The sequence below is a fragment of the Agaribacter flavus genome, assembly GCF_042646125.1.
In the GTDB taxonomy this organism is placed as follows: domain Bacteria; phylum Pseudomonadota; class Gammaproteobacteria; order Enterobacterales; family Alteromonadaceae; genus Glaciecola; species Glaciecola flavus.
In genome coordinates this window covers 65,552-90,922 of record NZ_JBHRSW010000043.1, presented here as the reverse complement: position 1 = coordinate 90,922, position 25,371 = coordinate 65,552, and the positions used below count along the sequence as shown (strand labels likewise).

The window sequence follows — 25,371 nt, the reverse complement described above, 5'->3', positions numbered from 1 at the left end:
AATTAGATAGCTTTGTTTAATTGTCTAGTTATTTTGAAGAAGTTGTTTAGAAGTATAAGTGCAAGTATTTCAGTACTTAGTTTAATTAAGGGCATGAGCGTGAAGATTTCTTTTCTTAAAACAATTAGCACTTTGTTGGTGTTAAGTGCGGCTCCTTTTGTATTTTCTGTAGAGAATACCATTGGTAAACACAACCTTATCCTTATCGAAGATTACAACTTCACTGGCGGTGACGTTGAGGGTTCAGCTGTTATTGGTGGTAACTTGAATGCGAATGTTGCCGCAGAGTTCGGAAGTCGTCTTGAGAATACTGATATTGCAATAGATGCGGTGACCGTTGTCGGCAATGTCGGGGATGTGAATGGCGGTCATGTGCAAATTCGAGTCTTGAAAGACAATAATTTTGTTTATGGTGGTAAGATTTATGACAATACTTCCATCGAATTAAATGATGGGGATGACGCAAAACTTATCCACAAGCCTGATGTTTCTATTTCCGATATTGTCTCTGAGCTTCATGCAGATACAGCGTATTTTTCGGGTTTGCAGGCCAATGGCTCTTTTGATAATGGCCAGTTTACGTATAGCGGAAACGATGAACAAGTCGTATTCGATGTAAAAGCTAAAGACATTTTTAAACAAAACAGCAATCTGTCATTAAGTGGTACTGATAATCGTACGGTTATCATCAATGTGTCTACCGAAGGTTTATCGAACAATGAAATCAATATCGCTAACCTCGGCATAAACCTGAATAACGGGTTCAATGGCGCACAAGCATTCTCGAATATACTATGGAATTTTTACGATGCAACTAGAATCGATTTCGGTTCGTTAAATGTCAAAGGCTCTGTTTTAGCGCCTTATGCTCATACCTTTGGTAGCGCAAATGTTGATGGCGCGTATGCCGCTCTGTCGTTCACTGGAGCGCGTGAGTTTCATAATTTCACCTTTAATGGAAGTGGCGGTCCTGTTCCTGTCCCAGCTCCGGCGGTGCTTTTGTTGTTAATTTCAGGTCTACTTTACATTGGCTTGAGACGAAAAAAGTAGGCATTTCATTTCAAATTCTAACGGTTGTTGATGTTTTCTGTGCAAGCATAGTTTTTATGAAAAGTGACTCATTTAAGTAGTCACTTTTTCAGTTAGTACTAATGTTTTTTTAGTTACAGCAGAAAACATGTATTAGGTAAGTTGCAAATCTTTAGTTGCTCTGAATGAAACTGACATGCTTTAGCTTGGCCAATACCAAAAGCTGTGTAGTGAAATTTTGTCCTTTTAAGCTAGGCAATTTTCATGAAATACGTTGTAAATCGAGCATTCAAACAACACAAGTCAAAGACAAGCAGCCTTTAAATTACACTATAACTTGTGCACAAGGTTTTTAGATTCCTCAATGTTGATCAGGCTCGGTACCCTCTATTCTTTTATTTTACTTTTTTATACGCTTTCCTTGTCTGCGACTGAAGAGCATATTAATAGCTATGAGAGTGCCCTAGTTGCATACAAAAACGATGACTTTGAATCTTCTTTTATCCATTTAAAAAACGTATTTAAAGATAGCCCTCACTATTTACCTGCAAAAATATTGATGGGTAAAGTGTTATTAAACAAAAAACTTTTTTCTGCTGCTGAGCAAGAATTTACCGAAGCCGAGTACAGAGGGGCGGATATCAATTTATTTGTGGTTGACTGGGGGCGCGCGTTGTTGGGCGCACAGCAATTTGAACGCTTAATTTCCGTGCGATTTAAAGCGCCATTGAGTGAAGAAAATACTTATCGATGGCAATACTTAAAATCAGAAGCCTGTATCAGTATTCAAGATTTGGTGTGTGCAAAATCGATTTTAAACGAACTACTCCTAAAGCCTTCCCATAAGCTGAGTGCTTTGAATAGTCTATCCAGAATAGCACTGGGTGAGAATGATTATGATGAAGCACTGCGGTTGTTATTGGAAGCCCGTTCACTTTCACCTGAAAACCCAGAAACTTTGCGTCTATTTGGTCAATATCATCGATTGCAAGGGGACTTAGCTCAAGCTGAGTTGATGCTTAAAAAAGCTTACGATATTGCGCCAAGTTCAATTATTATTTCTCGAAATTTAGCGGATATTTATATTTTTCAAGACAAATTTGATGATGCATTAGCTTTATCAAATAAGATTCTGAATCAGTACCCGCAAGATCCATATGTGAACTTCGCTAGTGTGTGGCTAGGGGAGCAAGCTGGGTCTCAAGACAATAGTGAAAAGGCTTTTCAAACCTTAGAAGCAAATTTGTCTAAGCTGTCAAAAGATGCGATAGCGATAGAGCCGAGTCTCATTTATTTGCGGGGGATGGTCAACTACGTTCAATCGAAATTTGAATTAGCCTTAACAGATTTTGATGCGTATTTTGCTCTTAACCCAGCTAGCATTGATGCTGCATTTTTACTTGCCAAAACACACGTAAAATTACAGAACTATCCTTCGGCATTGTCGATATTTTCAAAGCTTGAAAACCTCGCTGTTAACAATTTGCGGCACGGTCTTTTTCTTGGTGATTTATATCTAGCGAACAATCAGGTGTACAAAGCGAGTGAGTTAGTTGAAAAGCTTCGCACACAGTATAACAAGCTGCCTCAATTTTCTCTTTTTGAGTTAAAAGTATTGATGCAGCGAGATGACAAGTCAGCGGCCTTGAAGCATTTAGATTCAATCGCCGTGTTGTATCCAGACAATCAAGCTGTGTTATACACTTATGCGCTAACAAATCTAAATCTAGGACGATACGGCAGGGTTGCACAAACCATTCATGCTTTGGAGTCTAGTGGTGCAAATAGGCTCTCAATTGCAAAATTAAAAATTGGCTTAAAAATCAAGCAAGCTAATTTCGAAGAAGCAATAAAGCAGATAGACCATGAAATAGAACAGTACAAAAGTAAAGATGACGATTTATTATTTAATAAAGCCGTTGCGCTAAATGGTTTAGGGCGCTATAGCGATGCGAAAAAAATACTACTCAATTTGGAGAAGGTGAGTAGTCAAGACGAGTCACTGAACTTGAATGAGCATAAGCTGAGTCATCAACTGGAACTGGCAACTAGCTATGCGGGTCTACAAGATTACGAAGCCGCTGAGTCGATATATACAGAGTTATTGTCAGAAAACGCACTAAACGAAAGTTTGATCAATCTTTTTGTCGATTTTTTGATTGTAAAAGGTGACTATTCCAAAGCCTTAGAGAAAGTAAGTATCCTTACGCGAAAATTTGCAACGACTGCAATTTATGTCATTCAAAAAGCTAGGTTGCATATTAAACTTGGGGATTTTGAAGAGGCGGAAAAAGAAACAAACAAACTGAGCTACTTAGCTCAACAGCAGCCTTTGTTGTATAAATCGCAGAGTGATTTGTATAAAGCCTTGGGCAAAACTAGCTCTGCATTGAAAGCGCTTGAAAAACTCAGAGGCGTATACTCAGGTCAGAGGCAAATAGAGCTTGATTATGCTAAGTTGTTGATGGCAGTAGGACAGCAAACAGAGGCTAGTAATGTATTAAAAGTCCTGCGTAAATCCTTTCCAAAGGACGATGAAATACATCTTTTTAGTGCGGAGCTTTTGATCTCTCAAGGCCGTTACCAAGAAGCACAAAATACTTACACAGAACTACTCAGCGGCGAGCCACTGAATCAAGTTGTTCTGGCCAAAATGTATGCTCTAGTTAGCAAAGGTTACGCACCAGAATCATTTTTACAAGCGGTTGATCATGCAATCTCTTTGAATGACGAATATTTTTTTAGAAGCTTACGCGCACAATATCATTATTATTTTGGTTCTACTGAAACTGCAATTAAAGATTACGAATATATATTGGATACAGAAAATGCGCCGAATCAAGCGGCTTTGTTGAACCGACTGGCTGATTTGTACTTCTCCATCGAACCCAAGGAAAGCCTGCGCTACGCAAGCGAGGCGCATAGGCTCGAGCCGGATAACCCTAGAATACTAGAAACGCTTGCTTGGGCGCATGTTAAACAAGGCGAGTATTCAAAGGCCTTAGGTCTACTGCGCGAGGCAAGTGTCGTAAATAGTTTGTCGCCCCGTTTACAATATCGTCTTGCTCTCGTGCTTCAAAAATTGTCAAGAAAAGCGGAAGCCATCGACATACTAGAGAATGTGCTAGAGAGTAATGAGGCAAACTTTACGCACAAACAAGATATTTTAATTTTGCTTGCAGAACTTAAATCAAATAAAACCTGAGTTCATAAACTACCCACGGTGGGATAATACAGGGCAGTTCCCCTTACTTTTGTCGCAAAATTTATTTTTCATGGATGAAAAATTAAAGCTTAATATGGACATACTCGTAGCGTTTTTACGACAAAAGTAAGGGGAACTGCCCTGTATCATCCCATCGTGATAAACTGCCGTCGTAGGGGCAAAAATATTATTAAGTTAAATTCTATATTTACGCTTGACCAATAGGACAATACCTGTATAATTCGCGCCCACTGTCTAGCAGACTAAGTTGATTTTTAGTTAGCGACGTGAGTTAGCGGTAAAATTCTAGGTCAATGAGTGATTTCACTTCTTTAGGTTTTTACCACGCCAAATGACAAGCATTTTAATGGTTGTCGCTAAAGCAAGCTGACATATGAACAGAACTCCAATAAGGAGTTATCGGTTTACGCACATCTTTTCATCCAACTTTTAATAAGAAAGTTAAAGGAGTGAAAAGGTGAATTTTTTTGTTCTTTCGATTGGAGCTTAATCGATGGCTAATCAAAGAATTCGTATTCGTCTTAAAGCGTTTGATCACAAGTTGATCGATCAATCTACGGCGGAGATCGTTGACACAGCTAAGCGTACTGGCGCACAAGTTAGTGGACCTATTCCACTTCCTACTCGCAAAGAGCGTTACACCGTGTTGATTTCTCCTCACGTAAATAAAGACGCACGTGATCAATACGAAATACGTACGCATAAGCGTTTAGTAGATATCATTGAACCAACTGACAAAACAGTTGACGCTTTGATGAGATTGGACTTGGCTGCCGGCGTTGATGTTCAAATCAGCCTAGGCTAACAAGAAGAGGGTAATAACAATGTCGATTGGTCTTATCGGTCGTAAAGTAGGCATGACTCGTATCTTCACTGAAGATGGTGCGTCTATCCCTGTGACTGTTATCGAAGCGACCCCAAACCGTGTAACACAGTTACGTACTGACGAAGTTGACGGCTATCGCGCACTGCAAGTGACCACTGGCACTAAAAAAGCGAACCGCGTGAACAAAGCGCAAGCGGGTCACTTTGCAAAAGCTGGCGTAGAAGCTGGTCGTGGTCTTTGGGAATTCCGCCTAAATGATGGCGAAGGTGCCGAAATAGAAGTAGGCAGTGAAATCACTGTTGAAATCTTCAATGACACCAAAAAAGTAGACGTAGCGGGTACCTCTAAAGGTAAAGGTTTTGCTGGCGCGATCAAACGTTGGAATTTTAGTTCTCAGCGTATGACTCACGGTAACTCTTTGTCTCACCGTGCACCGGGTTCAATTGGTCAAAACCAATCACCAGGTAAAGTATTCAAAGGTAAAAAAATGGCTGGTCAACTTGGTAACAAGCAAGTGACAACGCAATCTTTGGAACTAGTACGTGTTGATGCAGAAAACAACCTTTTATTAATTAAAGGTGCTGTACCTGGCGCAACTGGCAGCGACGTAGTCGTAAAGCCGGCTGTTAAAGCATAACGTTTAGGAGTGAACTGATGGAATTAACATTGAAAGACGCTAACAGCGCTCTTGAAGTATCAGACGCCACTTTTGGACGTGAATTCAACGAAGCGTTAGTACATCAAGTCGTTGTGGCTTATGGTGCTGGTGCTCGTCAAGGTACTAAAGCGCAAAAAACTCGCTCAGAAGTTCGCGGTGGTGGTAAAAAACCATGGCGTCAAAAAGGTACTGGCCGTGCACGTGCTGGTACAATCCGCAGCCCAATTTGGGTTGGCGGTGGTCGCGCTTTTGCGGCTAAGCCTCGTAACTTCGAGCAAAAAGTAAATAAAAAGATGTACCGTGGTGCGATAAAGAGCATCCTCTCCGAGTTGGTACGTCAGGAACGTTTAGTGGTTGTAGAGAAGTTCGGTGTTGAAGCACCAAAAACTAAAGAGCTTCTGTCTAAACTTAACGCACTAGAACTGAACGATGTATTGATTGTTACAGGCGAATTAGATGAGAACCTTTTCTTGTCTGCACGTAACCTTTACAAAGTTGACGTTCGTGATGTTCAAGGTATCGACCCTGTGAGTCTTATTGCTTTTGAAAAAGTACTAATGACAGCAGATGCAGTCAAGCAACTTGAGGAGTCTTTAGCATGAACGAAGAACGTTTATTAAAAGTGCTTTTAGCACCTCATGTTTCAGAAAAATCAACACTTGCTGCTGAAGATGCAAACACGTTTGTATTTAAAGTTGCAAAAGATGCGAACAAACTTGAGATTAAAGCTGCGGTTGAAAAGTTGTTTGAAGTTGAAGTGAAATCTGTTCGTACAGTTAATTGCAAAGGCAAAGTTAAGCGTCATGGCCAAAGAATGGGTAAACGTAGCGATTGGAAAAAAGCGTATGTTTTACTTAAAGAAGGTCAAGATATCGACTTCGTCGGTGCGGCTGCTGAGTAAGGGGATTAGACATGCCATTAATGAAAGCTAAACCTACTTCTGCTGGTCGTCGTCACGTCGTTCAGGTAGTCAACCCTGATCTACACAAAGGCGCACCTCATGCACCTTTGCTAGACAAAAACAGCAAAAGCGGTGGTCGTAATAACAATGGTCGAATTACCGTTCGCCATATCGGTGGTGGTCATAAGCAACACTACCGTATCATCGATTTTAAACGCAATAAAGACGGGATACCGGCTAAAATTGAGCGTTTAGAATATGATCCTAACCGTTCTGCAAACATTGCTTTAGTGCTTTATGCAGACGGTGAGCGTCGTTACATCTTGGCACCAAAAGGGGCACAAGCTGGCGATGCAGTACAATCTGGTTCTGATGCACCTATTAAAGCAGGTAATGCTATGCCTATGCGCAACATGCCTGTTGGTACAACAGTTCACGCCATTGAAATGAAGCCTGGCAAAGGTGCACAAATTGCACGTTCTGCTGGTGCTTACGCACAGATCCTAGCTCGTGAAGGTACTTATGTTACGCTTCGTCTACGTTCAGGTGAAGTACGTAAAGTATTATCTGATTGCCGAGCGACTATCGGTGAAGTAGGTAACGCTGAGCACATGCTTCGTTCACTTGGTAAAGCTGGTGCAACGCGTTGGAGAGGTATTCGTCCAACAGTTCGTGGTGTTGCCATGAACCCGGTTGACCACCCACACGGTGGTGGTGAAGGTCGTACATCTGGTGGCCGTCACCCAGTAACTCCTTGGGGTGTTCCTACTAAAGGTAAGAAAACCCGAAGCAACAAGCGTACTGATAAGCTTATCGTACGTCGTCGTAACAAGTAATAGCGAGGATTCACCATGCCACGTTCTCTCAAGAAAGGTCCTTTTATTGACCTGCACTTGCTGAAGAAGGTAGAGGCTGCAGTGGAAAAGGGCGACAAAAAACCAATTAAAACTTGGTCTCGTCGCTCCATGATCATCCCAGATATGATTGGGTTGACCATTGCGGTCCATAACGGTCGCCAGCACGTTCCTGTATATGTCAGTGACGAGATGGTTGGTCATAAATTGGGCGAATTTGCGCCTACGCGTACTTACCGTGGCCATGTCGCGGATAAGAAAGCCAAACGTTAATCGGAGATAAAAATGGAAGCATTAGCTAAACACCGTTTTGCTCGTACGTCGGCTCAAAAAGCACGCTTAGTTGCAGATCAAATTCGTGGGTTGCACGTAGAAAAAGCACTTGAGCTTTTGAGCTACAGCCCTAAGAAAAGCGCTGGCTTAGTCAAAAAAGTTCTTGAATCTGCTATCGCGAATGCTGAAAACAATGAAGGCGCAGACATCGATGAATTGACTGTCGCAAAAGTCTTTGTTGACGAAGGCCCAACTATGAAGCGTATTAAGCCACGTGCCAAAGGCCGTGCTGATCGTATTTTCAAGCGTAGCAGTCACATTACTGTGGTTGTGGCGGATAACTAGGAGTAGATTATGGGACAGAAGGTTCATCCTACCGGTATACGCCTGGGTATCAGCAAGCCATGGAATTCAACTTGGTACGCTAATACAGCAGAATATGCCGACAATTTATACAGCGATCATCAAGTACGTCAGTACTTGACGAAAGAACTTAAAAACGCGTCTCTTTCTAAAATCGTTATCGAACGTCCAGCAAAAAGCATCCGTGTGACTATACACACTGCTCGCCCTGGTGTTGTTATCGGTAAGAAAGGTGAGGACGTAGAGAAACTTCGCAATTATATCACTAAGCTAACAGGTGTACCTGCGCAAGTGAATATTGCTGAAGTTCGCAAGCCTGAACTAGATGCACAACTAGTAGCTGACAGCATTTCAAGTCAGTTAGAGCGTCGTGTTATGTTCCGTCGTGCTATGAAGCGTGCGGTACAAAATGCAATGCGCATTGGTGCACTAGGTATCAAAGTAGAAGTAAGCGGTCGTCTTGGTGGTGCTGAGATTGCTCGTAGCGAATGGTATCGTGAAGGTCGTGTTCCACTACACACTTTCCGTGCTGACATCGACTACGCTACCTCAGAAGCACTGACTACTTACGGTATCATTGGCGTTAAAGTCTGGATCTTTAAAGGTGAAGTGTTGGGTGGTTTGCCGCTCCAGCAAGAGCAACCCGCTCCTGCACCTCAAAAGAAGAAAGGCCGTGGCGCTAAGCGAGAGGGCTAATAATGTTACAACCAAAGCGTACGAAATTTCGTAAACAGCATAAAGGTCGTAACCGTGGTCTTGCAATTGCCGGTGGCAAGGTAAGTTTCGGTACATTTGGCCTAAAAGCTATTGGCCGTGGTCGTATGACTGCTCGCCAAATCGAAGCGGCACGTCGAGCTATGACTCGTCACGTAAAACGTCAAGGTAAAATCTGGATTCGCGTTTTTCCTGATAAGCCAATTACCGAGAAGCCTCTTGAGGTTCGTCAAGGTAAAGGTAAAGGTAACGTTGAATACTGGGTATGCCAAATTCAACCAGGTCGTGTTTTATACGAAATGGAAGGTGTACCAGAACAATTGGCGCGTGAAGCATTTGCACTTGCAGCTGCTAAATTGCCGTTTAAAACAACCTTTGTAACTCGGACGGTGATGTAATGAAAGCGACAGAACTAAGAGAAAAGAGTGTAGAAGAGTTGAATGCTGAGTTGTTAAACTTGCTCCGTGAGCAGTTTAACTTGCGCATGCAACACTCTACTGGTCAACTTGAAAAAACTGACCAACTCAGAACGGTACGTCGCAGCATCGCACGTGTGAAAACACTTTTAACTGAAAAGGCAGGTGCGTAATGTCTGAACAAAAAATCCGTACAGTTCAAGGTCGTGTTACCAGTAACAAAATGGACAAGTCTATTACTGTTGTAATTGAGCGTCGCGTGAAGCACCCAATTTACGGTAAGTTCATTAAGCGTTCTACTAAAGTACACGCACACGACGAAGCCAATGTTTGTAATATTGGTGATACAGTGACTCTACGTGAGTGTCGTCCAATTTCTAAGAGTAAAACTTGGACTTTGGTTGACGTTGTAGAGAAAGCAACAATTATTTAATTTTTGCTTTACTAGTCGTATAAAAAGGTTGCCTCGGCAACCTTTTTTGTTATCAAACGTTTGTTAATTCCCCCCTAGTTTCCTGCCTCTGTAAAAGTTTCCTCTCTAGTTCAATCTTGATTAATTTGACAAGAAATAAAAATAAAATTGTGAATACAATGTGACAATTACGTGAGAATTTCCTTCCAAACTAAATTCGTTACTCAAACACAATGAATTTAACCACAGGAAGCAAAGAATGAAATTACGTAAATTTGCTGCATTTGCAGCTGTAAGTTTTGCATCTGTTGCGACTGCGCAAGCTGTCGAAATAGAACTGAGTATTACAAACTTAACACAGGGCAATTATTTTACACCGCGTTTAGTTGTAGCGCACACTGATGCAGCTGATATTTACGAAGTAGGTGAAGAGGCTTCTACCCCTCTCACTTGGTTAGCTGAAGCCGGTGTGATAGACGATTCAGATGATGCAAATTCTATCGGTCAAAATTTTGAATCTGCGCTTGGTCCAGCCGATTCAGATAATGGCTCCAATACTTGGCATAAATTTGGTGGTTTAGTTGCACCAGCGACTACTTTGACCTACACCTTCGACACAATGGATAAGCCATTGCTATCATTAGCCACTATGCTAATTCCAACAAATGATGCATTTGTTGGCATGGATAGTATTGAAATACCCACTGCACCCGGTACTTACCATTATTATTTAAATGCATACGATGCGGGTACTGAGTTAAACGACGAATTAAATAGCTTACGAACAGATATTTCAGCTGAAGGGGGAACCCCACTTGGTGGATTTGGTGCGCCTGGCGTAGCCGGTGCCGGTGCACCACCTGTTATGCCCTCAATGAGTGTGGGTGGCTCTGGTGTTGGCGCAAAAGTAGGAATCGATGCTGAAGGCAATGCTTTGGGCGTCGCAACTGAGGTTATCGATGGTACGGACGGTCCCATTCATGTTCACAGAAATACCTTGGGAGACACGTCAGCTACAGAAGGTGCAAGTGATCTCAATTCTACTATTCACAGATGGTTAAACCCTGTTGCAAAAGTGACCATTGTTGTTCCAGCATCTTAAGCTAAGGGGTATGGCATGAAAGATTTTAAGTTAAAAACTCTAGTCATCGCTCTCGGCGTAAGTGTTTTAGCTGCTTGTAGCGGTGATGACGGTGCGACCGGTCCACAAGGACCCACTGGACCTCAGGGTGAGCAAGGTCCGGCTGGGCCTGAAGGTCCACAAGGACCTCAAGGCGATCAAGGGCCTGAGGGACCAAGTGGTAGTTTAGCGACCTATAATATAGTGGTTAAAAATCTGACGCACGGGCAGCCTTTGGCACCGCTTGCAGTTATTGCTCATGAACCTGGGTATTATGCATTTAAAGAAGGTAAACCTGCTTCTATCGGGATTGAAGTATTAGCTGAAGGCGGTAGCCCTGCAATGGTAATTAGTGAAGCACAAGATGCCATTCAGTTCTTGGATGCTGCTCCAGGAACAGGGCCTATTCCTCCAGGCAAGCAAAGCGATATTGTGACATTAGTGGTGCCGGCGTTAGATGCAGATAACCTACATCTAACGGTAACATCTATGCTAATCGATACTAACGATGCCTTTACTGGTGTCACCGCATACGATATCAGCAATATGGAAATTGGAGAAAGCATTGCTTTCACAACCATCACTTGGGATGCAGGTACAGAAGCGAATACAGAAACCGCCGATACGATGCCCGGACCAGCCGCCGTCGCAGCCGGAGGTGGTGGTGCAGCTGCTGGTTTTAGCGAGGTGCGTGACGATTTGATTGACGCAGTTCGGGTACACGCAGGCGTTGTCACCGCGATGAATGCAGATGATCCTAGTAAAGAGGGTTTATCCACTTCGGTACTAAATCAAAGTGATAGATTTGATAACCCAACAGCAAAGGTTGTAGTAACACGTAGTAGGTAACTTAGTGTGAGTAGTTAAGTTACTTGTGTGAAGGAGGTACTTGTACCTCCTTTTTTTGCTATTCACACACTCATTGACTAAATGACAAGTCCTCTGATGGTATGTCTAAATATTGTGTTATTGGCTTACCATTTCTTAGTATTTCAAACTTTATGCTGTCCATATTGTGCACTTGGCCTGCAAGTATACTGAGAGCCCTGGTATCACTCACATCGGTACCATTTATTCGCATGATGATATCACCTTCCACTAAGCCAGCTTGCTTGAATAAGCGTTTGGATACACCTGGTTTAGCGTAAAGATGCGGGGATATACCCTGCAAATCAGACAAGTCTATTATGTGCTCAAGTATTTTGGGTCGATTGGCAATTTCTGCAGAAGATAAGTCTTTATAGTTTGATTCTGCATCGGCTTCTTTTTGTGTTAAAAAATTTGCATCGAATAATGGGATGTCATAAACATTTTCATTGTAAGTAAGCGTCACCTTGTCTACATGGATTGCTTTTACCTGAATAGCTTGCTTGAAGATAAAATCCGAAAGTGTGTAAGTTTCTACCATGCTCTCTGATTCCAGTAATGTAATATTTTTGTTTTTGTCGATGCCAAGCACCACCACTTGAATGGGTAGAGCTTGTGTTGTTGAACTTGGGTTTACACGCTTATCTACACCACTTGAAATTTTTTCGCTTGGACGGAGTTTGTCCTCGTTAGGCTTTGCCTGAAGCGCCTCCACTTTATCGCCTTTTACTTCGTGACTTTCATCAACATGCACATATGGCAATGTATGTTTATCATCAACTAATGAATATACAACAAAGACAAGTGCAAATAGAAAGCAAATACATATTGTCATCAACAGCGGTGAAAACTTCATTTGCAATTACCCGTTTAGTTAATCCGTGAATTTACGAAAGGATGTTTTATTGGTTATCGGAAGCTGACACGTTTTTTTGATGTGGTAGATAGTGAAGTGGCTCACTACCTTAATTCAGGAACCTTTAAATAGTGAACATAGTTAAAAAATAAATAAAAAAATGAATATAAAAAGTTCAAAAAATAAGTTCATAACTAGAGCTAATATTTTATTTTTTATAATTTCTTCGATTGAATTAAGAAAAAATCCTTTTAATACATACAGATAAAAAATGTTTAATAGTTGGCATAACTAGTGCTAATAGGTAATTATTAATCGCTTAGTTAATCGTAAAGTTAAGGTCTTAATAGCTTTATCTTGAATCCAGTTGTCCATTGCACAATGAGGTGCATTGAGGGGAGATGTAAATGAACTTGTTCAGTAAATTTTCTATTGTCGCTTGTAGTATTGGCATTAGTATAAGTCTTAATATTGCGCTTACTAAACATGTCTTTTCGTCAAAAGCCCCAGCAGCAGATATGTCATTGGTATTAGAACAAGCAGAAAAGCAGTCGTACATCATTCAGGGGGCCAGTATTGAAAAATTGACAAGCTTACTTACTGCAAATGGGGCTTCAATAGTAAAAGCGTTCCCCATTATCAATGCGGTATCTGCAGTACTGACCAACGATCAGTTTGATGCTTTATCGAATATTAAAGGCCTCTCGTTAAAAATAGATGCTGAGGTAAAGACGCAAAGCCCCATGCCAGCTCATCTACAGTGGGAAATCAATAACAACATCGCGCAACAAGTGGAAGCTCATCGCTTGCATACAATTGGTCTAAAAGGCCGAGGCGTCACAATCGCCATTGTCGATAGCGGCGTAAATGTTAACGGCGACTATGGCAGACGCTTAGCCGAACACGCAGATGGAAACAACCGACTGATTGCCAAGTACGACGCTACCAAAGGTATGGCTACGACTGTAAAGAACGATGACCAAAACGGTCACGGTACGCATGTGGCTAGTATAATCGCCACGCAGTTTGGACACGGAACAGGCCAATGGCATCGTTTTAACGGCATTGCACCAGAGGCCAATATATTGCCTGTGAAAGCTTTTGATGCAGAAGGTAAAAGCGACTATTCAACCGTACTAGACGCGCTCAATTGGATATATCAAAACCGCAAACAAATGCGTATACAAGTTGTCAACTTGTCGATGGGCACCGCGGTAACCAGTCGTTATTGGGAAGACCCTATCAATCAGGCAGTGACTCGTCTTTGGGATGCTGGCATTGTGGTTGTCGCGTCTGCCGGCAATAATGGTGAAACGCATGGTATTACCGTTCCTGGAAACAATCCCTATATCATCACTGCGGGAGCGGCTACAGACAATCGCACACCTTTTGATTTTTCTGACGATCGTATTGCTTCATTTTCGGCAATGGGGCCAACCTATGATGGCTTTGTTAAGCCTGATGTCGTTGCTCCTGCAACAAATATAGCGGTTAAACTGCAGCACAATATCCTTGCTAGGCAGCTTAAGCGTCATCCTCTTGGGCATGATTATGCAGAAATATCTGGCACCTCTCAAGCCGCTGCAATCGTCACTGGTGTTGCTGCGCTTGTCGTGCAGAACAATCCGCATTTATCTCCCGATGATGTTAAGTGCAAAATCATGACTGCTGCAAGAGCGGCGATAGACAACGGAAAATATACCTTTTCCCCATTCAAACAAGGTGCAGGTTTAGTCGATGCTTATGAAGCTGTGATGACGCATGCCACTGGTTGCGCGAATCGTGGCTTAGATATCAAAGCGGACATTGCCAACGAAAAGCATTTCGTAGGCCCTGTAGAACAGACAGAGTCTGGAGAGTTTGGTATTCGTTTGGATGATGGCACTCTAGTAAGTTCGGGGCTACATTGGGCGACAAATATTACAGACCTTCAAGGGCTGCACTGGGGAGCATCATCATTTGAAATGCAAGGCTTACATTGGTCTGGTAACAGTTTTGGGGTCTTAAGTGCTAATTGGTCCGGGAGTGCACTTGATATCAATGGTTTGCATTGGGGGGAGGGTAGGTTCCAGCTCATGCAAGTTTCTACATCTGAGGTGAACTCGGCTGAAGCGACAAAATAAGCACAAAACTTACTGAAATACATTCAAAACTGGATTAAGACTTTAATCCAGTTTTACTCATTTTTTTACATCCAGTTTTTTCAAAAAATCAACACTTCAATTAGTTGTCCCGTTTTGGTCAAGATGTAAACAAATGATCCGATATAACTAATACGTGAATACATACATTAACTAAATGATTGCTGACTCTTGTTCTAAATTGTTACGGAAATATTTAACCCTTTTTATTTTTGTGCTGTTAATAAAAGCTGCTAATGCTTTTGCAAACATGGAAGAGATCAGTTTCGAAAATATTACCAGTAAACATGGCTTATCGTCCGATGCCGTTACTGATATTCTCCAAGACTCAAAAGGCTTTTTGTGGGTTGCTACGCAAGATGGTTTAAACCGATTTGACGGCGAAAGCTACAAAAGGTTTTTACATTCACCTAAAGATCCAAATACTTTGTCAGCTCCTTGGGTTAGGGGGGTCGAAGAGGATAAATTTGGCAAAATTTGGGTAGCTACTGATAAGGGTATATCGATCCTTGATCAATATAGCCAGTCTATTAATCGACTGAGTAATGATAATTCAGGTATTAAAAGCAAAGGAGTAACTTACATCTATAAAGATGTAAATGAATCTATGTGGATTATAGGTAACGAAGGAGTTGAGCTTTACAACTACGATTCACAACGGTTTGAAAAAATAAGACTAGAGGATGACCTCGATACAGACATTCGCGCGACGGCAATATATGGCGTAAACAAAGAACTATTGCTGATTGGAACAGCCAATAAAGGTGTTTTCATTTTTCATATCCAGACAAAAAAGATCGAGAAAGCTAACATTCACTTCGATGTAAATAAGGGGATCTCAAAAAATATTAAGTATCCGCCAATATCCAAGTTTTTAATCGACCGCGACGGATATTTATGGGTTGGTACTGATAATTCAGGGGTATTTCGTACAGAAGTACCAACTTTCAATCTGTCAGAAAGTACACATTTGCAACAACTGCCTAATACAGAGCCTTATTCAATCATTGACCTCGTGCAAGATAACCAAGGGGATGTGTGGTTTGCCACAAAAAGAGGCTTAGGAATAATAAAAAAAGGGACTCAAGAGCATTTGATGATAGTTAGCGAACCACGCAGAACAAGCTCTTTGTTATCCAATAATGTTCAGGCTTTACTCAGTGATCGGAATGGGATTTTATGGGTCGGAACATTTGCAGGACTGAGTAAATGGAACACATTTGCAAAAAAATTCACCAGCATTAATGCTAGAGGTAAAGTCGAATACAGTTTGTCTGGTTCGGATGTTACGGGGATAGACGCGTTAGATAACGAATGGGTATTCGTATCACACTTGCAAGGCTTGGATAAAGTCAATTTATACACGGGTAAAGTCGTGCATTTTTCTCAAAGAAATCAGGAGAAAGATGGGCTCCTAGAACCCTCTGTTATGTCAGTGAAAGCAAAATCTCATGAAGAAGTTTGGGTTGGTTATCGATCCAAAGGTGCCTCCAAAATAAATACAAACACAATGAAATACAGTCACTATGAGTTTGAAAGCAATAATCAATCATCGATTGGGTTTTCCGCAATCCCATATATTTTGCAATTGAGTAATGAGCAACTGTGGTTTGCTACGTTCGGAGGTGGTCTAAGCAAATATAATAGTGCTAGGGACAATTTTATTACATACAAAAAAAGTGATTTAGATAGATTCACCTTAAGCTCCAACAAGATAGTTTCAGCATATGAAGCAAGCAGTGGCTTGATTTGGTTAGGGAGTATTGACAATGGGATCAATATATTTAACCCCATAACTGAGTCCAATTACCGAGTGAATGACAGTATTCCGACTGAGTATCAAATAAATGAGTTTATCACTGGTTTAGTAGAAGATGACTCAGGGAATATGTGGGTAGCGACTGCAGGAAAAGGTTTAGTATTGATGGAGTCAAGCAGTCTAGATCTCGGTCGTTTTACTTACCAAATGATTACTCGCGAAGACGGTATGCCTTCTAATACTGTGACAAGTATCGAATATGGCATTGATGGGCATATATGGGCGAGCACTACAAGAGGGCTTGTTCGCGTTAATCCCAACACTTTGCAGATAAAAGTGTATACAAGTGCTCACGGCTTACCTAGCAATGAGTTCAATTCACTATCCAGTACTGAATTGCCAGATGGTCGATTGGTGTTTGGTGGTTCGAATGGCATCACGGTATTTTCGCCTGAAGCGCTTGAAAAAGAAGTGCGCTATTTCCCAATTGAGATAACGCAATTTCAGAAAATCAATGACAGCTACATTCCAGAAAGCTTATTAAACGAAAATAGAGAAATTGTCGTCAACCATGATGATTATATTCTTGGCTTTGAATTTGCCGGATTAGATTTTGTCTCTCCCAAAGACAATAAGTTTAAGTATAAACTTGAAGGGTTTGACCCAAATTGGGTGGATGCGGATAAAAATAATAAGGCTATTTACACAAACCTCCCTTCTGGACGTTACACTTTCCGCGTAATCGGTAGCAATAGTGACGGCCATTGGAATGAAGAGGGGGCTTCTCTTGACTTGGTCGTTTTGCCTCCAATTTGGCGTACCTCTATCGCCTATGGTATCTACCTACTTGTTCTATTTATATTGCTTTTAATTGCGGCGCGCATTGTAAGAATGCGTGTGGAGGCGGAAAAGCGGTATCGAGAAAAGTTAGAAAACGAAGTGAGTGAGCGTACTCGAGAACTGCGAAAACTCAACACAGAGTTACTACAAAATAGCATTACTGATCAGCTGACAGGATTGTACAACAGGCGCCACTTGAATACGGTTCTGCCCGATATTGCCAAAGAAGCACTTGCTAAGTTTTCTCAGGTTATAGAACAAGGGGAAACCTCAACTAAAGGAACTGAAGAACTTGTTGCGCCTCGCATATTCTTTTTAATGTTTGATATGGATGGGTTTAAGCCCGTAAACGATACCTATGGGCACGACGCGGGTGACAAAGTGATAGAACAAGTCGCGAGTATTTTGAAGGAGGTTTGTCGCGTCAACGACTTGGTTGTGCGTTGGGGCGGTGATGAGTTTTTAATTGTCGGTCATGTCAACAGAGCAAGTGAGGTTTCTCAGTTGGCTGAGCGCATTAGATCGACGATTGCTGGCTATGCCTTTGATTTAGGCGTAGCTCAGCCTATTCATCTGTCGAGCTCGATAGGCTTTTCTCTATATCCCTTCTGTGAAGTACTACCCGATGCCCTAACGTGGGATCATGTCCACATATTGGCTGATAACGCCCTGTATAAGTCTAAAGAATTCGGAAGAAATACATGGACAGGCGTGCTTGCTGCCGATACAGCATTGCCTTACTCTGAGCTGAACCAAATTACGTCTAACGTTGAGCGTGCGATTGATAAATGTCTTGTACGCATTGTTTCATCCGCTAACAGCTAGAATGTATTGAACACTATTTTGCAAGACTACAACTCCTAGCCCAATTCTTCAAAATCGTTCAAGAAGCCGCTTGTGGAACTCGGTTTTTTTTAGCCTAGAGCTGCTTTTTTAACTTATAAAGCGTTGGCTCACTCACACCCAACTGCGCTGCGGCTCGCGTCATGTTCTGGGTGTTTTTTGATAATATACTTTCGAGTAATTGCTGTTTTATTACGTTAAGGGGTTCTATTACAACCCAATCTGCGTCGACTAAGTTTTCAAGTGATTTGGCTACTCGATGCCAGTTGAGTGGAAGCGTTTGTTGCATTTTTTGCGTATTAGCGCGTTGAATTTTTCTGCGTGCAGTACTAATTGGCAGTTGTAATTTTTCTGCTGTTTTCTTGTTTGTTCGCAAAGTTTGAAAACAATACCTAAACAGGTGTTGCTCAACCAGTTCGCCAATATTTAAGTGGTAATAATTGGCTGATCCATTAACTTCATCGAGCAAGCTATTCAATGCACTCGTGAGTTGATTCATCCACGTGTCTGCGCCTTCAACGATATTTTTTGTAGTGTGTTGAACGTCAAGGTTTTGCGCGGCAGGTTTTTGTATTTCGGTATTTTCAAATGAAGAGGTTTCGAGCGTATTGCTTGTATTTTTGTTATCCTGAGCGTGCTGAATAGCGGTGGCTGCTTCGGCTATTTCAACAGTTTGAGGTAGTTTCAGATCTTCAACTAATATATCATCACCTTCGCTTAACAAATAGGCCTGCATTAACTTGTTTTCTAATTCTCGAATGTTACCGGGCCATGGATATTTTTGCATTCTTTGCAAGGTTGTAGGATGAATGTGCTTTTTTGGTGTTTCGTAACGTTTGGCAAACTGCGTTAAAAAATGTTGGCACAACAGGGGTAAATCATCTAGTCGCTCCCGCAAAGGAATGTTGTGTATGTGGATGACGTTTAAGCGATAGTACAAATCTTGTCTAAATCTTCCCTCTTTAACCTCTTGTGCGAGATCTCGGTTAGTTACTGCGATAATCTTTACATTGACCGAGATGTGTTTTGTACTACCTACAGGGCTAAAGTGTTTTTCCTGAACAAAACGCAGTAACTTGGGCTGCATTAGCATCGGTAGTTCGCCTATTTCATCCAATACCAATGTACCACCATCGGCAGCTTGAACTTGCCCTATTTTTTCGTGCTGAGCACCGGTAAACGAGCCTTTAGCATGCCCAAACAACTCTGACTCAATCAAGCTTTCTGGGATCGATCCACAATCAACGATAATAAGTGGTTTATCTGCTCGTGAGCCCAGTGAATGTAGTGCATGGACAAGTCGCTCTTTCCCTGTTCCACTCTCGCCGGTTACTAGCACGGTGGTGTCAGTTTTTGCAGCTCGCTGAGCTTGGATCATCAACTGCTGCATGTTCTTTGATTGATAAACCAGCGTAGACGACATCAGCCCAGATTTTAGTGTGGCGACTTCTTCTGCAAGTTTGGCGTTTTGCTGTGCCAGACTTTTGTTCAATGCTTCTTCCAGTTGATTTCTGCGCAGTGCACGCCCAAGTTGGCGGGCAAATCCAGCGAAAAGCAGGTTGGTATTGTGAGACAATACAAATTGTTCTTGTTGCCCCGACATAAAAAAGCAAATGTCGTGTTTTGCCCCTATTGGCAGGAGTAAATAAGTGCTGTCAAATTCATAGTGTTCTATGGTTGTATTATTCGCTATCGCATCTTTCGCTAAGTGAAGGAGTAAATCTTGTGTGGTTTGAGCGATATTGTCTACCACTTCGACATCAGCCAAATCGTTAGAACTGAGCAGCACGTTACTGTTTGGTGATTGCGTGGATACTAGTCCGGCTAGTTCAAAATGGAAGGTCGCCGCAAGGCGCTGGACGACATGCAACAACAATTTTTTAAATTCATATTCATCGGCAATAATTGAAGATATATCCCAAAGCAATAGCATGTTTCGGTAGTTGGTGATGTTATTGTCTGTAAAAATTCCGCCTAAATAATTATAGTCTTGCTCGTTTTCTTCAAATTGCCCGAGCTCCCAAAGCACAATGGATGATTTTTCGGTACTTTGTGAGGACTTTAGTGCTTGTTCTGCTCGATTGATTAACACTATTGAGGGTGTAGCTTTTTCTTCGGAGGCCGCTTTTTCGTCACAAAAACCAAGTCCGACACTAAAGCTTAATTTGACTGCATTTTCCAAATAGGTATTTGCTTCAAGTGCATCTTTTAATTTGCAGGCGAGCTTGTACCCATCTTGTATATCCTGTGCATGGGCGGTAACACCGAATAGCGCACCACCAAAACGACATACAATATCGTCATCCCGCGTGTTTTCTTTGAGAACTATTGCAATTTCTCTTAATACATTGTCCCCCTGTACCTGGCTGAATTTTCTGTTTATTAGTTGAAAATCGCGGCAATGAATTAAGCACAGAATCATCGGACTTTTTTTGATGCGAGTATCAATTGCGCGTTGCATTGCTTCTTTGCTTTGTAGCTGCGTCAAAGGGTCTGTTTTAAGATGTTTATATTCTCTTATTTGCTGAGATTGACTGTACAATGCTGACAACAAAGCTACGAAGCCGCGTTGTTTATCACAAAGTAAGGAAGATGTATCGTGAAGCGCGAGCAACCAGTTTGGTAACTTGCTGTGGCTACACATCGTCAATGTAATTGTTCTTGTTTTTTGTTCTAGTTTGTCTATCTGACGGCGACTAGACCCGATTGCGTCGACCTTGTCGGTCAACAGAAATTGAATGCTAAAAGCAGACAATTGTGAACAATAAATACTGCACGGTAAACCTTGGAAATCAAGTTTTACACTAACACTAGGCGCAGCCGCTTGTGTTTGCAAGTCAGCGTCACCCATGACATAACGATATGTACTGTCACCATCAATTTCTACGATGTTGATGGAATCGCATTGACAATAGCCAGAAATCCCTTGAATCAGTTCGTGTAGCTCGAAATCATTTTCTGACATAAATGCTTTAGTAATAAAGATGGCAGTGTTTAGTTTTTTATCGGCACCAATCGTGCTTTTCTTAAGCTGAACACCTCATAAAGATTCATGCTAATCAAGCTCTTTTTACCAAAGACTTATTTCAAGATAATCAGCCCTTTGAGCTGACAATTTTATTATACGAAGATCTAGACAAATTAAGGGCTTTAGGTAATGGTATATGTAGTAACTAATCGAATACCATTTGCCCAAAGTAGTACTTTTGGTATCACACATTACGTGGCGAATATGAAGAACAATACCTCTATTGACTTGCTTGGTGCATTTTCGAAATCTGTCGAAGAGATATTTGCTGCTTGCACTGCTGCAATTCTATTGGTTGATGAAAACGCAAAAATAAGATATTGCAACGATGCTGTGCGATTTCTATTTGGCTACCAAGATTATGAGCTTGTTCATCAATCTATTGACTTGTTATTGCCTCGAGAGTTTCGTTTTGGTCATGAAGAGATGTTCAAACGATATTTTATCTCGCCAGAGCGTCGACAAATGGGAAATGGAACGGTTTTTCCCTGCCTCAATAGATCGGGCGAACGCATAGACGTATGCATTGGTTTAAATACATTGACCTTAGAAGGCGAAACGTTTGTTATTGCAAATATAACTGAAGCACAAGAAAGTTCTGAGGCACTGGCACGTGATATGCGAAGATCAGAATTGCTTCGCAGCAGAATGAACGAACAAAAGCGTCTAATACAAGTTGCAGATGCCAGTAATAGCAGCGTGCTTATCACCGACGAAAATCATCAAGTAACGTGGGTGAACAAATCCTTGGCTTTTTTATTAAACAAAAACATACAGGATTTGATTGGCAAAAGCCTCAATGAGGTTTTCTCTGACTACCGCGAAGAATTATATGACTTGTTTCAAGCATACGAAGACGGCCTTCCCTTAAAGCGAAGTTTTCTGCTCAATGTTAATGGGAATTTCAAAAACTTGAGTATGATGTTAAGCCCCACACAATCCCAATACAACTTGAAGGGAAATGTTCTATACATCAATGACACCACGGAGTTTGAACGTTTACAACACGATTTAGAGGAGAGTAGCCAGTTATTGGCTACCATTGCTAAAATTGCCAAGATTGGCTACTACACCTTGGATATTGAAACCAATGAATTGACTTGGTCAGATGAGGTCTATTTAATTCATGAACTCCCCGTTGGTATTCCCATGGATGTCGATACCGCAATTTCATTTTATACCAATCAGTCACGCCCAGTGATTGAAAAAGCCATCGAAAACTCTATTCACACGGGTGAGCCATTTGACTTGGAATTGCCGTTCCTAACCGCTAAAGAACGTGACATATGGGTACGTGCTGTGGGCTACATAGAGTTTAAAGAAGGTAAAGCGGCAATGCTGAAGGGGGCGTTTCAAGATATTACCCATATGCGTCTGTCTGCAATTGAAGCTGAACGCGGTATTCGTGCAAAAAGTGCGTTTTTGGCAAATATGAGTCATGAGTTGCGTACTCCCATTAACGGCATTTTGGGCGTTTCCGAAATCCTCTCTGAAACAAATTTAAGTGAGCAGCAAGCAGAATACCTATCTGTTCTGTCCAAGAGTGCCTCGACTCTTTTGTCTCTAGTCAATCAAGTACTGACTTATGCGAAACTAGAAGAATATCCAGATGATGTTCATAAGTCTGAGTTGTCGATTTACACATTGATGCAGCAAGTAGTGTTTGCCCATAAAGTTGCCTGTGAGCGCAAGGGCTTAATGTTTAGTATGAGAATCGAGGACGATGTGCCAGAGCACATGATGGCAGATGGGGAGAAGTTAGAACAAATTCTTAATAATGTTTTATCGAATGCGGTTAAATTTACGGTATTTGGGTCTATCTCCGTCAATATTACGAGAAATTCAGAAAATGAGCTTGTCTTTTCAGTTAGTGATACGGGGCCTGGTATTCGAGAAGAAGATCAGGAAATGTTGTTTGAAGCTTTTCGCCAACTCGATATGTCTTATGCCCGACAACATGATGGAACCGGGTTGGGCTTGGCCATTAGTAAGGCGCTGGTGACTAACTTAGGTGGCCATATTGGTGTTGACAGTGTATTGGGGACGGGCTCGACCTTCTGGTTTACCTTGCCCTATGAGCTTGCGTCGGTTAAAAGTGCGCAAGCCGTTAGTGTGAATATTCCGCCTGTGCTAATTATGGTAACAAAACAAAGCAAGGCAAAATGGGTAAGTGCAACAGAGCGTCTAAATGTTTCAATTGTAATTTGTGAAAATGAGACGGAAGTTCTGCAACAACTCAAACAAAATGATCAGATTAAGATTGTGTTATTGTTTGTCGAATGGCTTACCAAACCTCTAAAAGTGGTCAAGCAGGCCGTTGAGCGACTTATTTCTGAACAGCAAATTTTGCTTTTTTCCTATTCTAAGCGCGGAGAATCAGCATACCTCGAAGATTGCGAACATGTCATGTATGTTGATAGGATGCCTGATTCAACGAGCGACATAGAGGAACAGTTGTTAATTGTTGAAAAGTACTACGAAGCTTACATGAATTCGTCCTCTAGAAAACTTGAAGGTAAGCACTTACTCGTTGTTGAGGATAATGAAATCAATCAAATGATTTTTAAAGAAATGCTAAATGGTATTGCAGGGAAAATAACGATTGCCGAAAATGGAGAACTAGCCCTGACAAAACTGGCAGAACACGATGATATAGATATTATTGTGATGGATTGCCAAATGCCAGAGATGGATGGTTATGAATGTACAACAATCATTCGAAATTCTAATGACGAAAAATGTCGAAATCTTCCAATAATTGCTGCTACTGCACATGTGCTTAATGATGAAGTGGCAAAGTGTTATAGTGTCGGGATGGACGATGTTATTCAAAAACCCTTTAATAAGCATCAACTAATAAAAACAATCGCAAACTACTTATGAATCAAGCTGTATCACTTTCGGTCAGTCACCATTTTTGGCGTTACCTCTACACTTTCATACTACTCTTACTGTTACCATTCTATCTGGCCTTAAATTTTAAGAAGTTGCGGGCAGGAGACACCAATAAGTTATCAGCAAATCGCAGTTTTCTAGAACGTTTTGGTCGACTGCCCGATGGTGCAGATAGCGCAAGTGTACTATTTCACTGTGTTTCTGTAGGTGAGGTGAATGCTGCGGCTAAACTGATTCAGCGAATATTGGAGGAGTATCCAGAGCATAAAATATTGTTGACGACGTCATCTGTAACTGGTGCGTATCATGCTCAACAGGTGTTTAGTGACAAGGTAATACATGGTTTTCTACCGATGGATATCCCGTTAGTTATGAATCGATTTATTGCTCGAATACCTTTGAAGCTTGTGTGTATTACGGAAGTCGAAATCTGGCCAAATATGCTCAACGCCTGCTGGAAAAAAAACATACCTGTGTGTCTACTCAATGCTCGTATGAGTGACAATTCACTTTCAACATACAAGAGATTGAGCAAAGTATTCAGACCTGCACTTCGAAAGTTTTCATACATATTTGCTCAGAATCAATCTTCTTATGAAAATTTCTTATCACTTGGCTTGTTTAAGTCGCAGGTTCGCCTATCAAAAAATATGAAGTTTGACGTTAAGAAAGAGGTGGAAGATGACGCAAAGGCGCAATGCTTACGGAAGTATTTTGTTCTAGAAAACAAAAAAGTGCTGGTGTGCGCTAGCTCCCATGATCCAGAAGAAAAAATGCTATTGTCTTGTTTTTCTTCTCTAAAAACGACACATCCAGAGTTAGCGCTGATCGTTGTGCCACGCCATCCTCATCGCTTCGACGAAGTATTTGAGTTGTGCAAGGCAAGTGGTTGGAGAACAAGCCGTTACACCAGTCATTCAGATAGGCATGGCATGTTGAGCTCTGGAACTGAAGCAGATATCTTACTGCTTGATGTCATGGGTTGGTTAAAAGCAGCATACGCTGCGGGTGATTATGCATTTATCGGAGGAAGCTTTGCAGACAAAGGTGGCCATAACGCCTTGGAGTGCGCCGTATATTGCAAACCCATGCTTATGGGGCCAAGTATTTTTAACAACCCCACTATATGCCAACAATTGGCGCAATATGGGGCTTTGTCAATTGTCGATTCTCAAGAAGCGCTTGATGAGACCTTGGCTACATGGATAGACAATCCGAATACAGCCTTCACGGCTGGTAAATCTAGCCAACAGGTCTTGCAGTCCAATACGGGTGCTGTTGATGATACATTAGCAGTTTTGTCAGAATTGCTATAGTGACATGCTGAACTTTTAATGAACTTTTTGTTCA

At 41.6% G+C, this 25,371-nt stretch carries 21 protein-coding genes; 19 read left to right on the top strand and 2 right to left on the bottom strand.

Annotation, left to right across the window (positions count from 1 at the left end):
• Positions 1-99 precede the first annotated feature (99 nt).
• The 15 genes from ACFOHL_RS15435 to ACFOHL_RS15365 all read left to right on the top strand — a co-directional run bounded on the left by ACFOHL_RS15435 (position 100) and on the right by ACFOHL_RS15365 (position 11,641).
• Positions 100-1,050 (top strand): choice-of-anchor A family protein, encoded by a 951-nt coding sequence (locus ACFOHL_RS15435; protein WP_376921139.1) that lies wholly within the window; start codon positions 100-102, stop codon positions 1,048-1,050.
• A gap of 343 nt (positions 1,051-1,393) precedes the next feature.
• Entirely contained in the window at positions 1,394-4,234 is a 2,841-nt protein-coding gene (locus tag ACFOHL_RS15430; RefSeq protein WP_376921138.1) for a tetratricopeptide repeat protein, read from the top strand.
• Between the two features lie 514 nt (positions 4,235-4,748).
• On the top strand, positions 4,749-5,060 hold the full coding sequence (gene rpsJ / locus ACFOHL_RS15425; protein ID WP_232360004.1) for a 30S ribosomal protein S10: 312 nt from the start codon (positions 4,749-4,751) through the stop codon (positions 5,058-5,060).
• A gap of 19 nt (positions 5,061-5,079) precedes the next feature.
• Positions 5,080-5,718 (top strand): 50S ribosomal protein L3, encoded by a 639-nt coding sequence (rplC, locus tag ACFOHL_RS15420; RefSeq protein WP_376921137.1) that lies wholly within the window; start codon positions 5,080-5,082, stop codon positions 5,716-5,718.
• Positions 5,719-5,735: 17 nt separating this feature from the next.
• Positions 5,736-6,341 (top strand): 50S ribosomal protein L4, encoded by a 606-nt coding sequence (rplD, locus tag ACFOHL_RS15415; protein WP_376921136.1) that lies wholly within the window; start codon positions 5,736-5,738, stop codon positions 6,339-6,341.
• The gene (gene rplW / locus ACFOHL_RS15410) at positions 6,338-6,640 is read left to right on the top strand and encodes a 50S ribosomal protein L23 (protein ID WP_376921135.1); all 303 of its coding nucleotides are present in this window, start codon (positions 6,338-6,340) and stop codon (positions 6,638-6,640) included. The genes rplD and rplW overlap by 4 nt, the downstream gene beginning before the upstream one ends.
• A gap of 11 nt (positions 6,641-6,651) precedes the next feature.
• Complete coding sequence (rplB, locus tag ACFOHL_RS15405) at positions 6,652-7,476, top strand: 50S ribosomal protein L2 (RefSeq protein WP_376921134.1); 825 nt, start codon at positions 6,652-6,654, stop codon at positions 7,474-7,476.
• Positions 7,477-7,491: 15 nt separating this feature from the next.
• A complete protein-coding gene (gene rpsS, locus ACFOHL_RS15400) occupies positions 7,492-7,767 on the top strand; it encodes a 30S ribosomal protein S19 (protein WP_284218686.1) in 276 nt (91 codons plus the stop codon).
• 12 nt (positions 7,768-7,779) lie between these two features.
• Complete coding sequence (gene rplV / locus ACFOHL_RS15395; RefSeq protein ID WP_376921133.1) at positions 7,780-8,112, top strand: 50S ribosomal protein L22; 333 nt, start codon at positions 7,780-7,782, stop codon at positions 8,110-8,112.
• Between the two features lie 9 nt (positions 8,113-8,121).
• Positions 8,122-8,826 (top strand): 30S ribosomal protein S3, encoded by a 705-nt coding sequence (gene rpsC, locus ACFOHL_RS15390; protein ID WP_284218688.1) that lies wholly within the window; start codon positions 8,122-8,124, stop codon positions 8,824-8,826.
• Between the two features lie 2 nt (positions 8,827-8,828).
• On the top strand, positions 8,829-9,242 hold the full coding sequence (gene rplP, locus ACFOHL_RS15385; RefSeq protein WP_376921132.1) for a 50S ribosomal protein L16: 414 nt from the start codon (positions 8,829-8,831) through the stop codon (positions 9,240-9,242).
• A complete protein-coding gene (gene rpmC, locus ACFOHL_RS15380; protein ID WP_376921131.1) occupies positions 9,242-9,433 on the top strand; it encodes a 50S ribosomal protein L29 in 192 nt (63 codons plus the stop codon). Before rplP ends, rpmC begins: the two co-directional genes overlap by 1 nt.
• Positions 9,433-9,693 (top strand): 30S ribosomal protein S17, encoded by a 261-nt coding sequence (gene rpsQ / locus ACFOHL_RS15375; protein ID WP_376921130.1) that lies wholly within the window; start codon positions 9,433-9,435, stop codon positions 9,691-9,693. The genes rpmC and rpsQ overlap by 1 nt, the downstream gene beginning before the upstream one ends.
• A 238-nt stretch (positions 9,694-9,931) precedes the next feature.
• A complete protein-coding gene (locus tag ACFOHL_RS15370; RefSeq protein WP_376921129.1) occupies positions 9,932-10,774 on the top strand; it encodes a spondin domain-containing protein in 843 nt (280 codons plus the stop codon).
• A 15-nt stretch (positions 10,775-10,789) separates the two neighbouring features.
• Entirely contained in the window at positions 10,790-11,641 is an 852-nt protein-coding gene (locus ACFOHL_RS15365; RefSeq protein ID WP_376921128.1) for a spondin domain-containing protein, read from the top strand.
• Between the two features lie 70 nt (positions 11,642-11,711).
• On the opposite strand, the gene ACFOHL_RS15360 is transcribed toward ACFOHL_RS15365, so the two are convergent.
• Positions 11,712-12,515: a hypothetical protein gene (locus tag ACFOHL_RS15360; protein ID WP_376921127.1), complete on the bottom strand. Its 804-nt coding sequence runs from the start codon at positions 12,513-12,515 to the stop codon at positions 11,712-11,714.
• A gap of 407 nt (positions 12,516-12,922) precedes the next feature.
• Here ACFOHL_RS15360 and ACFOHL_RS15355 point away from each other — a divergent pair, with 407 nt between their 5' ends.
• Both ACFOHL_RS15355 and ACFOHL_RS15350 read left to right on the top strand, forming a co-directional pair.
• Positions 12,923-14,638: a S8 family peptidase gene (locus ACFOHL_RS15355; protein ID WP_376921126.1), complete on the top strand. Its 1,716-nt coding sequence runs from the start codon at positions 12,923-12,925 to the stop codon at positions 14,636-14,638.
• A gap of 268 nt (positions 14,639-14,906) precedes the next feature.
• Complete coding sequence (locus ACFOHL_RS15350) at positions 14,907-18,080, top strand: ligand-binding sensor domain-containing protein (protein ID WP_376921125.1); 3,174 nt, start codon at positions 14,907-14,909, stop codon at positions 18,078-18,080.
• 94 nt (positions 18,081-18,174) lie between these two features.
• Here the strand turns inward: ACFOHL_RS15350 and ACFOHL_RS15345 are convergent, their stop codons facing one another.
• Positions 18,175-21,063 carry a sigma 54-interacting transcriptional regulator gene (locus ACFOHL_RS15345; protein WP_376921124.1) on the bottom strand — a complete coding sequence of 963 codons (2,889 nt, stop codon included), beginning with the start codon at positions 21,061-21,063 and terminating at the stop codon, positions 18,175-18,177.
• A 192-nt stretch (positions 21,064-21,255) separates the two neighbouring features.
• Between ACFOHL_RS15345 and ACFOHL_RS15340 the strand changes: the two genes are divergently transcribed.
• Positions 21,256-24,009 (top strand): ATP-binding protein, encoded by a 2,754-nt coding sequence (locus ACFOHL_RS15340; RefSeq protein WP_376921123.1) that lies wholly within the window; start codon positions 21,256-21,258, stop codon positions 24,007-24,009.
• Complete coding sequence (locus ACFOHL_RS15335) at positions 24,006-25,337, top strand: 3-deoxy-D-manno-octulosonic acid transferase (RefSeq protein ID WP_376921122.1); 1,332 nt, start codon at positions 24,006-24,008, stop codon at positions 25,335-25,337. The genes ACFOHL_RS15340 and ACFOHL_RS15335 overlap by 4 nt, the downstream gene beginning before the upstream one ends.
• The last annotated feature ends 34 nt before the right edge of the window (positions 25,338-25,371 follow it).

Bases quoted from the DNA above. Each gene is read 5' to 3' on its own strand.
- ACFOHL_RS15430 (WP_376921138.1), top strand. From the start codon at position 1,394: ATGTTGATCAGGCTCGGTACCCTCTATTCTTTTATTTTACTTTTTTAT.
- rpsJ (WP_232360004.1), top strand. From the start codon at position 4,749: ATGGCTAATCAAAGAATTCGTATTCGTCTTAAAGCGTTTGATCACAAG.
- rplC (WP_376921137.1), top strand. From the start codon at position 5,080: ATGTCGATTGGTCTTATCGGTCGTAAAGTAGGCATGACTCGTATCTTC.
- rplD (WP_376921136.1), top strand. From the start codon at position 5,736: ATGGAATTAACATTGAAAGACGCTAACAGCGCTCTTGAAGTATCAGAC.
- rplW (WP_376921135.1), top strand. From the start codon at position 6,338: ATGAACGAAGAACGTTTATTAAAAGTGCTTTTAGCACCTCATGTTTCA.
- rplB (WP_376921134.1), top strand. From the start codon at position 6,652: ATGCCATTAATGAAAGCTAAACCTACTTCTGCTGGTCGTCGTCACGTC.
- rpsS (WP_284218686.1), top strand. From the start codon at position 7,492: ATGCCACGTTCTCTCAAGAAAGGTCCTTTTATTGACCTGCACTTGCTG.
- rplV (WP_376921133.1), top strand. From the start codon at position 7,780: ATGGAAGCATTAGCTAAACACCGTTTTGCTCGTACGTCGGCTCAAAAA.
- rpsC (WP_284218688.1), top strand. From the start codon at position 8,122: ATGGGACAGAAGGTTCATCCTACCGGTATACGCCTGGGTATCAGCAAG.
- rplP (WP_376921132.1), top strand. From the start codon at position 8,829: ATGTTACAACCAAAGCGTACGAAATTTCGTAAACAGCATAAAGGTCGT.
- rpmC (WP_376921131.1), top strand. From the start codon at position 9,242: ATGAAAGCGACAGAACTAAGAGAAAAGAGTGTAGAAGAGTTGAATGCT.
- rpsQ (WP_376921130.1), top strand. From the start codon at position 9,433: ATGTCTGAACAAAAAATCCGTACAGTTCAAGGTCGTGTTACCAGTAAC.
- ACFOHL_RS15370 (WP_376921129.1), top strand. From the start codon at position 9,932: ATGAAATTACGTAAATTTGCTGCATTTGCAGCTGTAAGTTTTGCATCT.
- ACFOHL_RS15365 (WP_376921128.1), top strand. From the start codon at position 10,790: ATGAAAGATTTTAAGTTAAAAACTCTAGTCATCGCTCTCGGCGTAAGT.
- ACFOHL_RS15360 (WP_376921127.1), bottom strand. From the start codon at position 12,515: ATGAAGTTTTCACCGCTGTTGATGACAATATGTATTTGCTTTCTATTT.
- ACFOHL_RS15355 (WP_376921126.1), top strand. From the start codon at position 12,923: ATGAACTTGTTCAGTAAATTTTCTATTGTCGCTTGTAGTATTGGCATT.
- ACFOHL_RS15350 (WP_376921125.1), top strand. From the start codon at position 14,907: ATGGAAGAGATCAGTTTCGAAAATATTACCAGTAAACATGGCTTATCG.
- ACFOHL_RS15345 (WP_376921124.1), bottom strand. From the start codon at position 21,063: ATGTCAGAAAATGATTTCGAGCTACACGAACTGATTCAAGGGATTTCT.
- ACFOHL_RS15340 (WP_376921123.1), top strand. From the start codon at position 21,256: ATGGTATATGTAGTAACTAATCGAATACCATTTGCCCAAAGTAGTACT.
- ACFOHL_RS15335 (WP_376921122.1), top strand. From the start codon at position 24,006: ATGAATCAAGCTGTATCACTTTCGGTCAGTCACCATTTTTGGCGTTAC.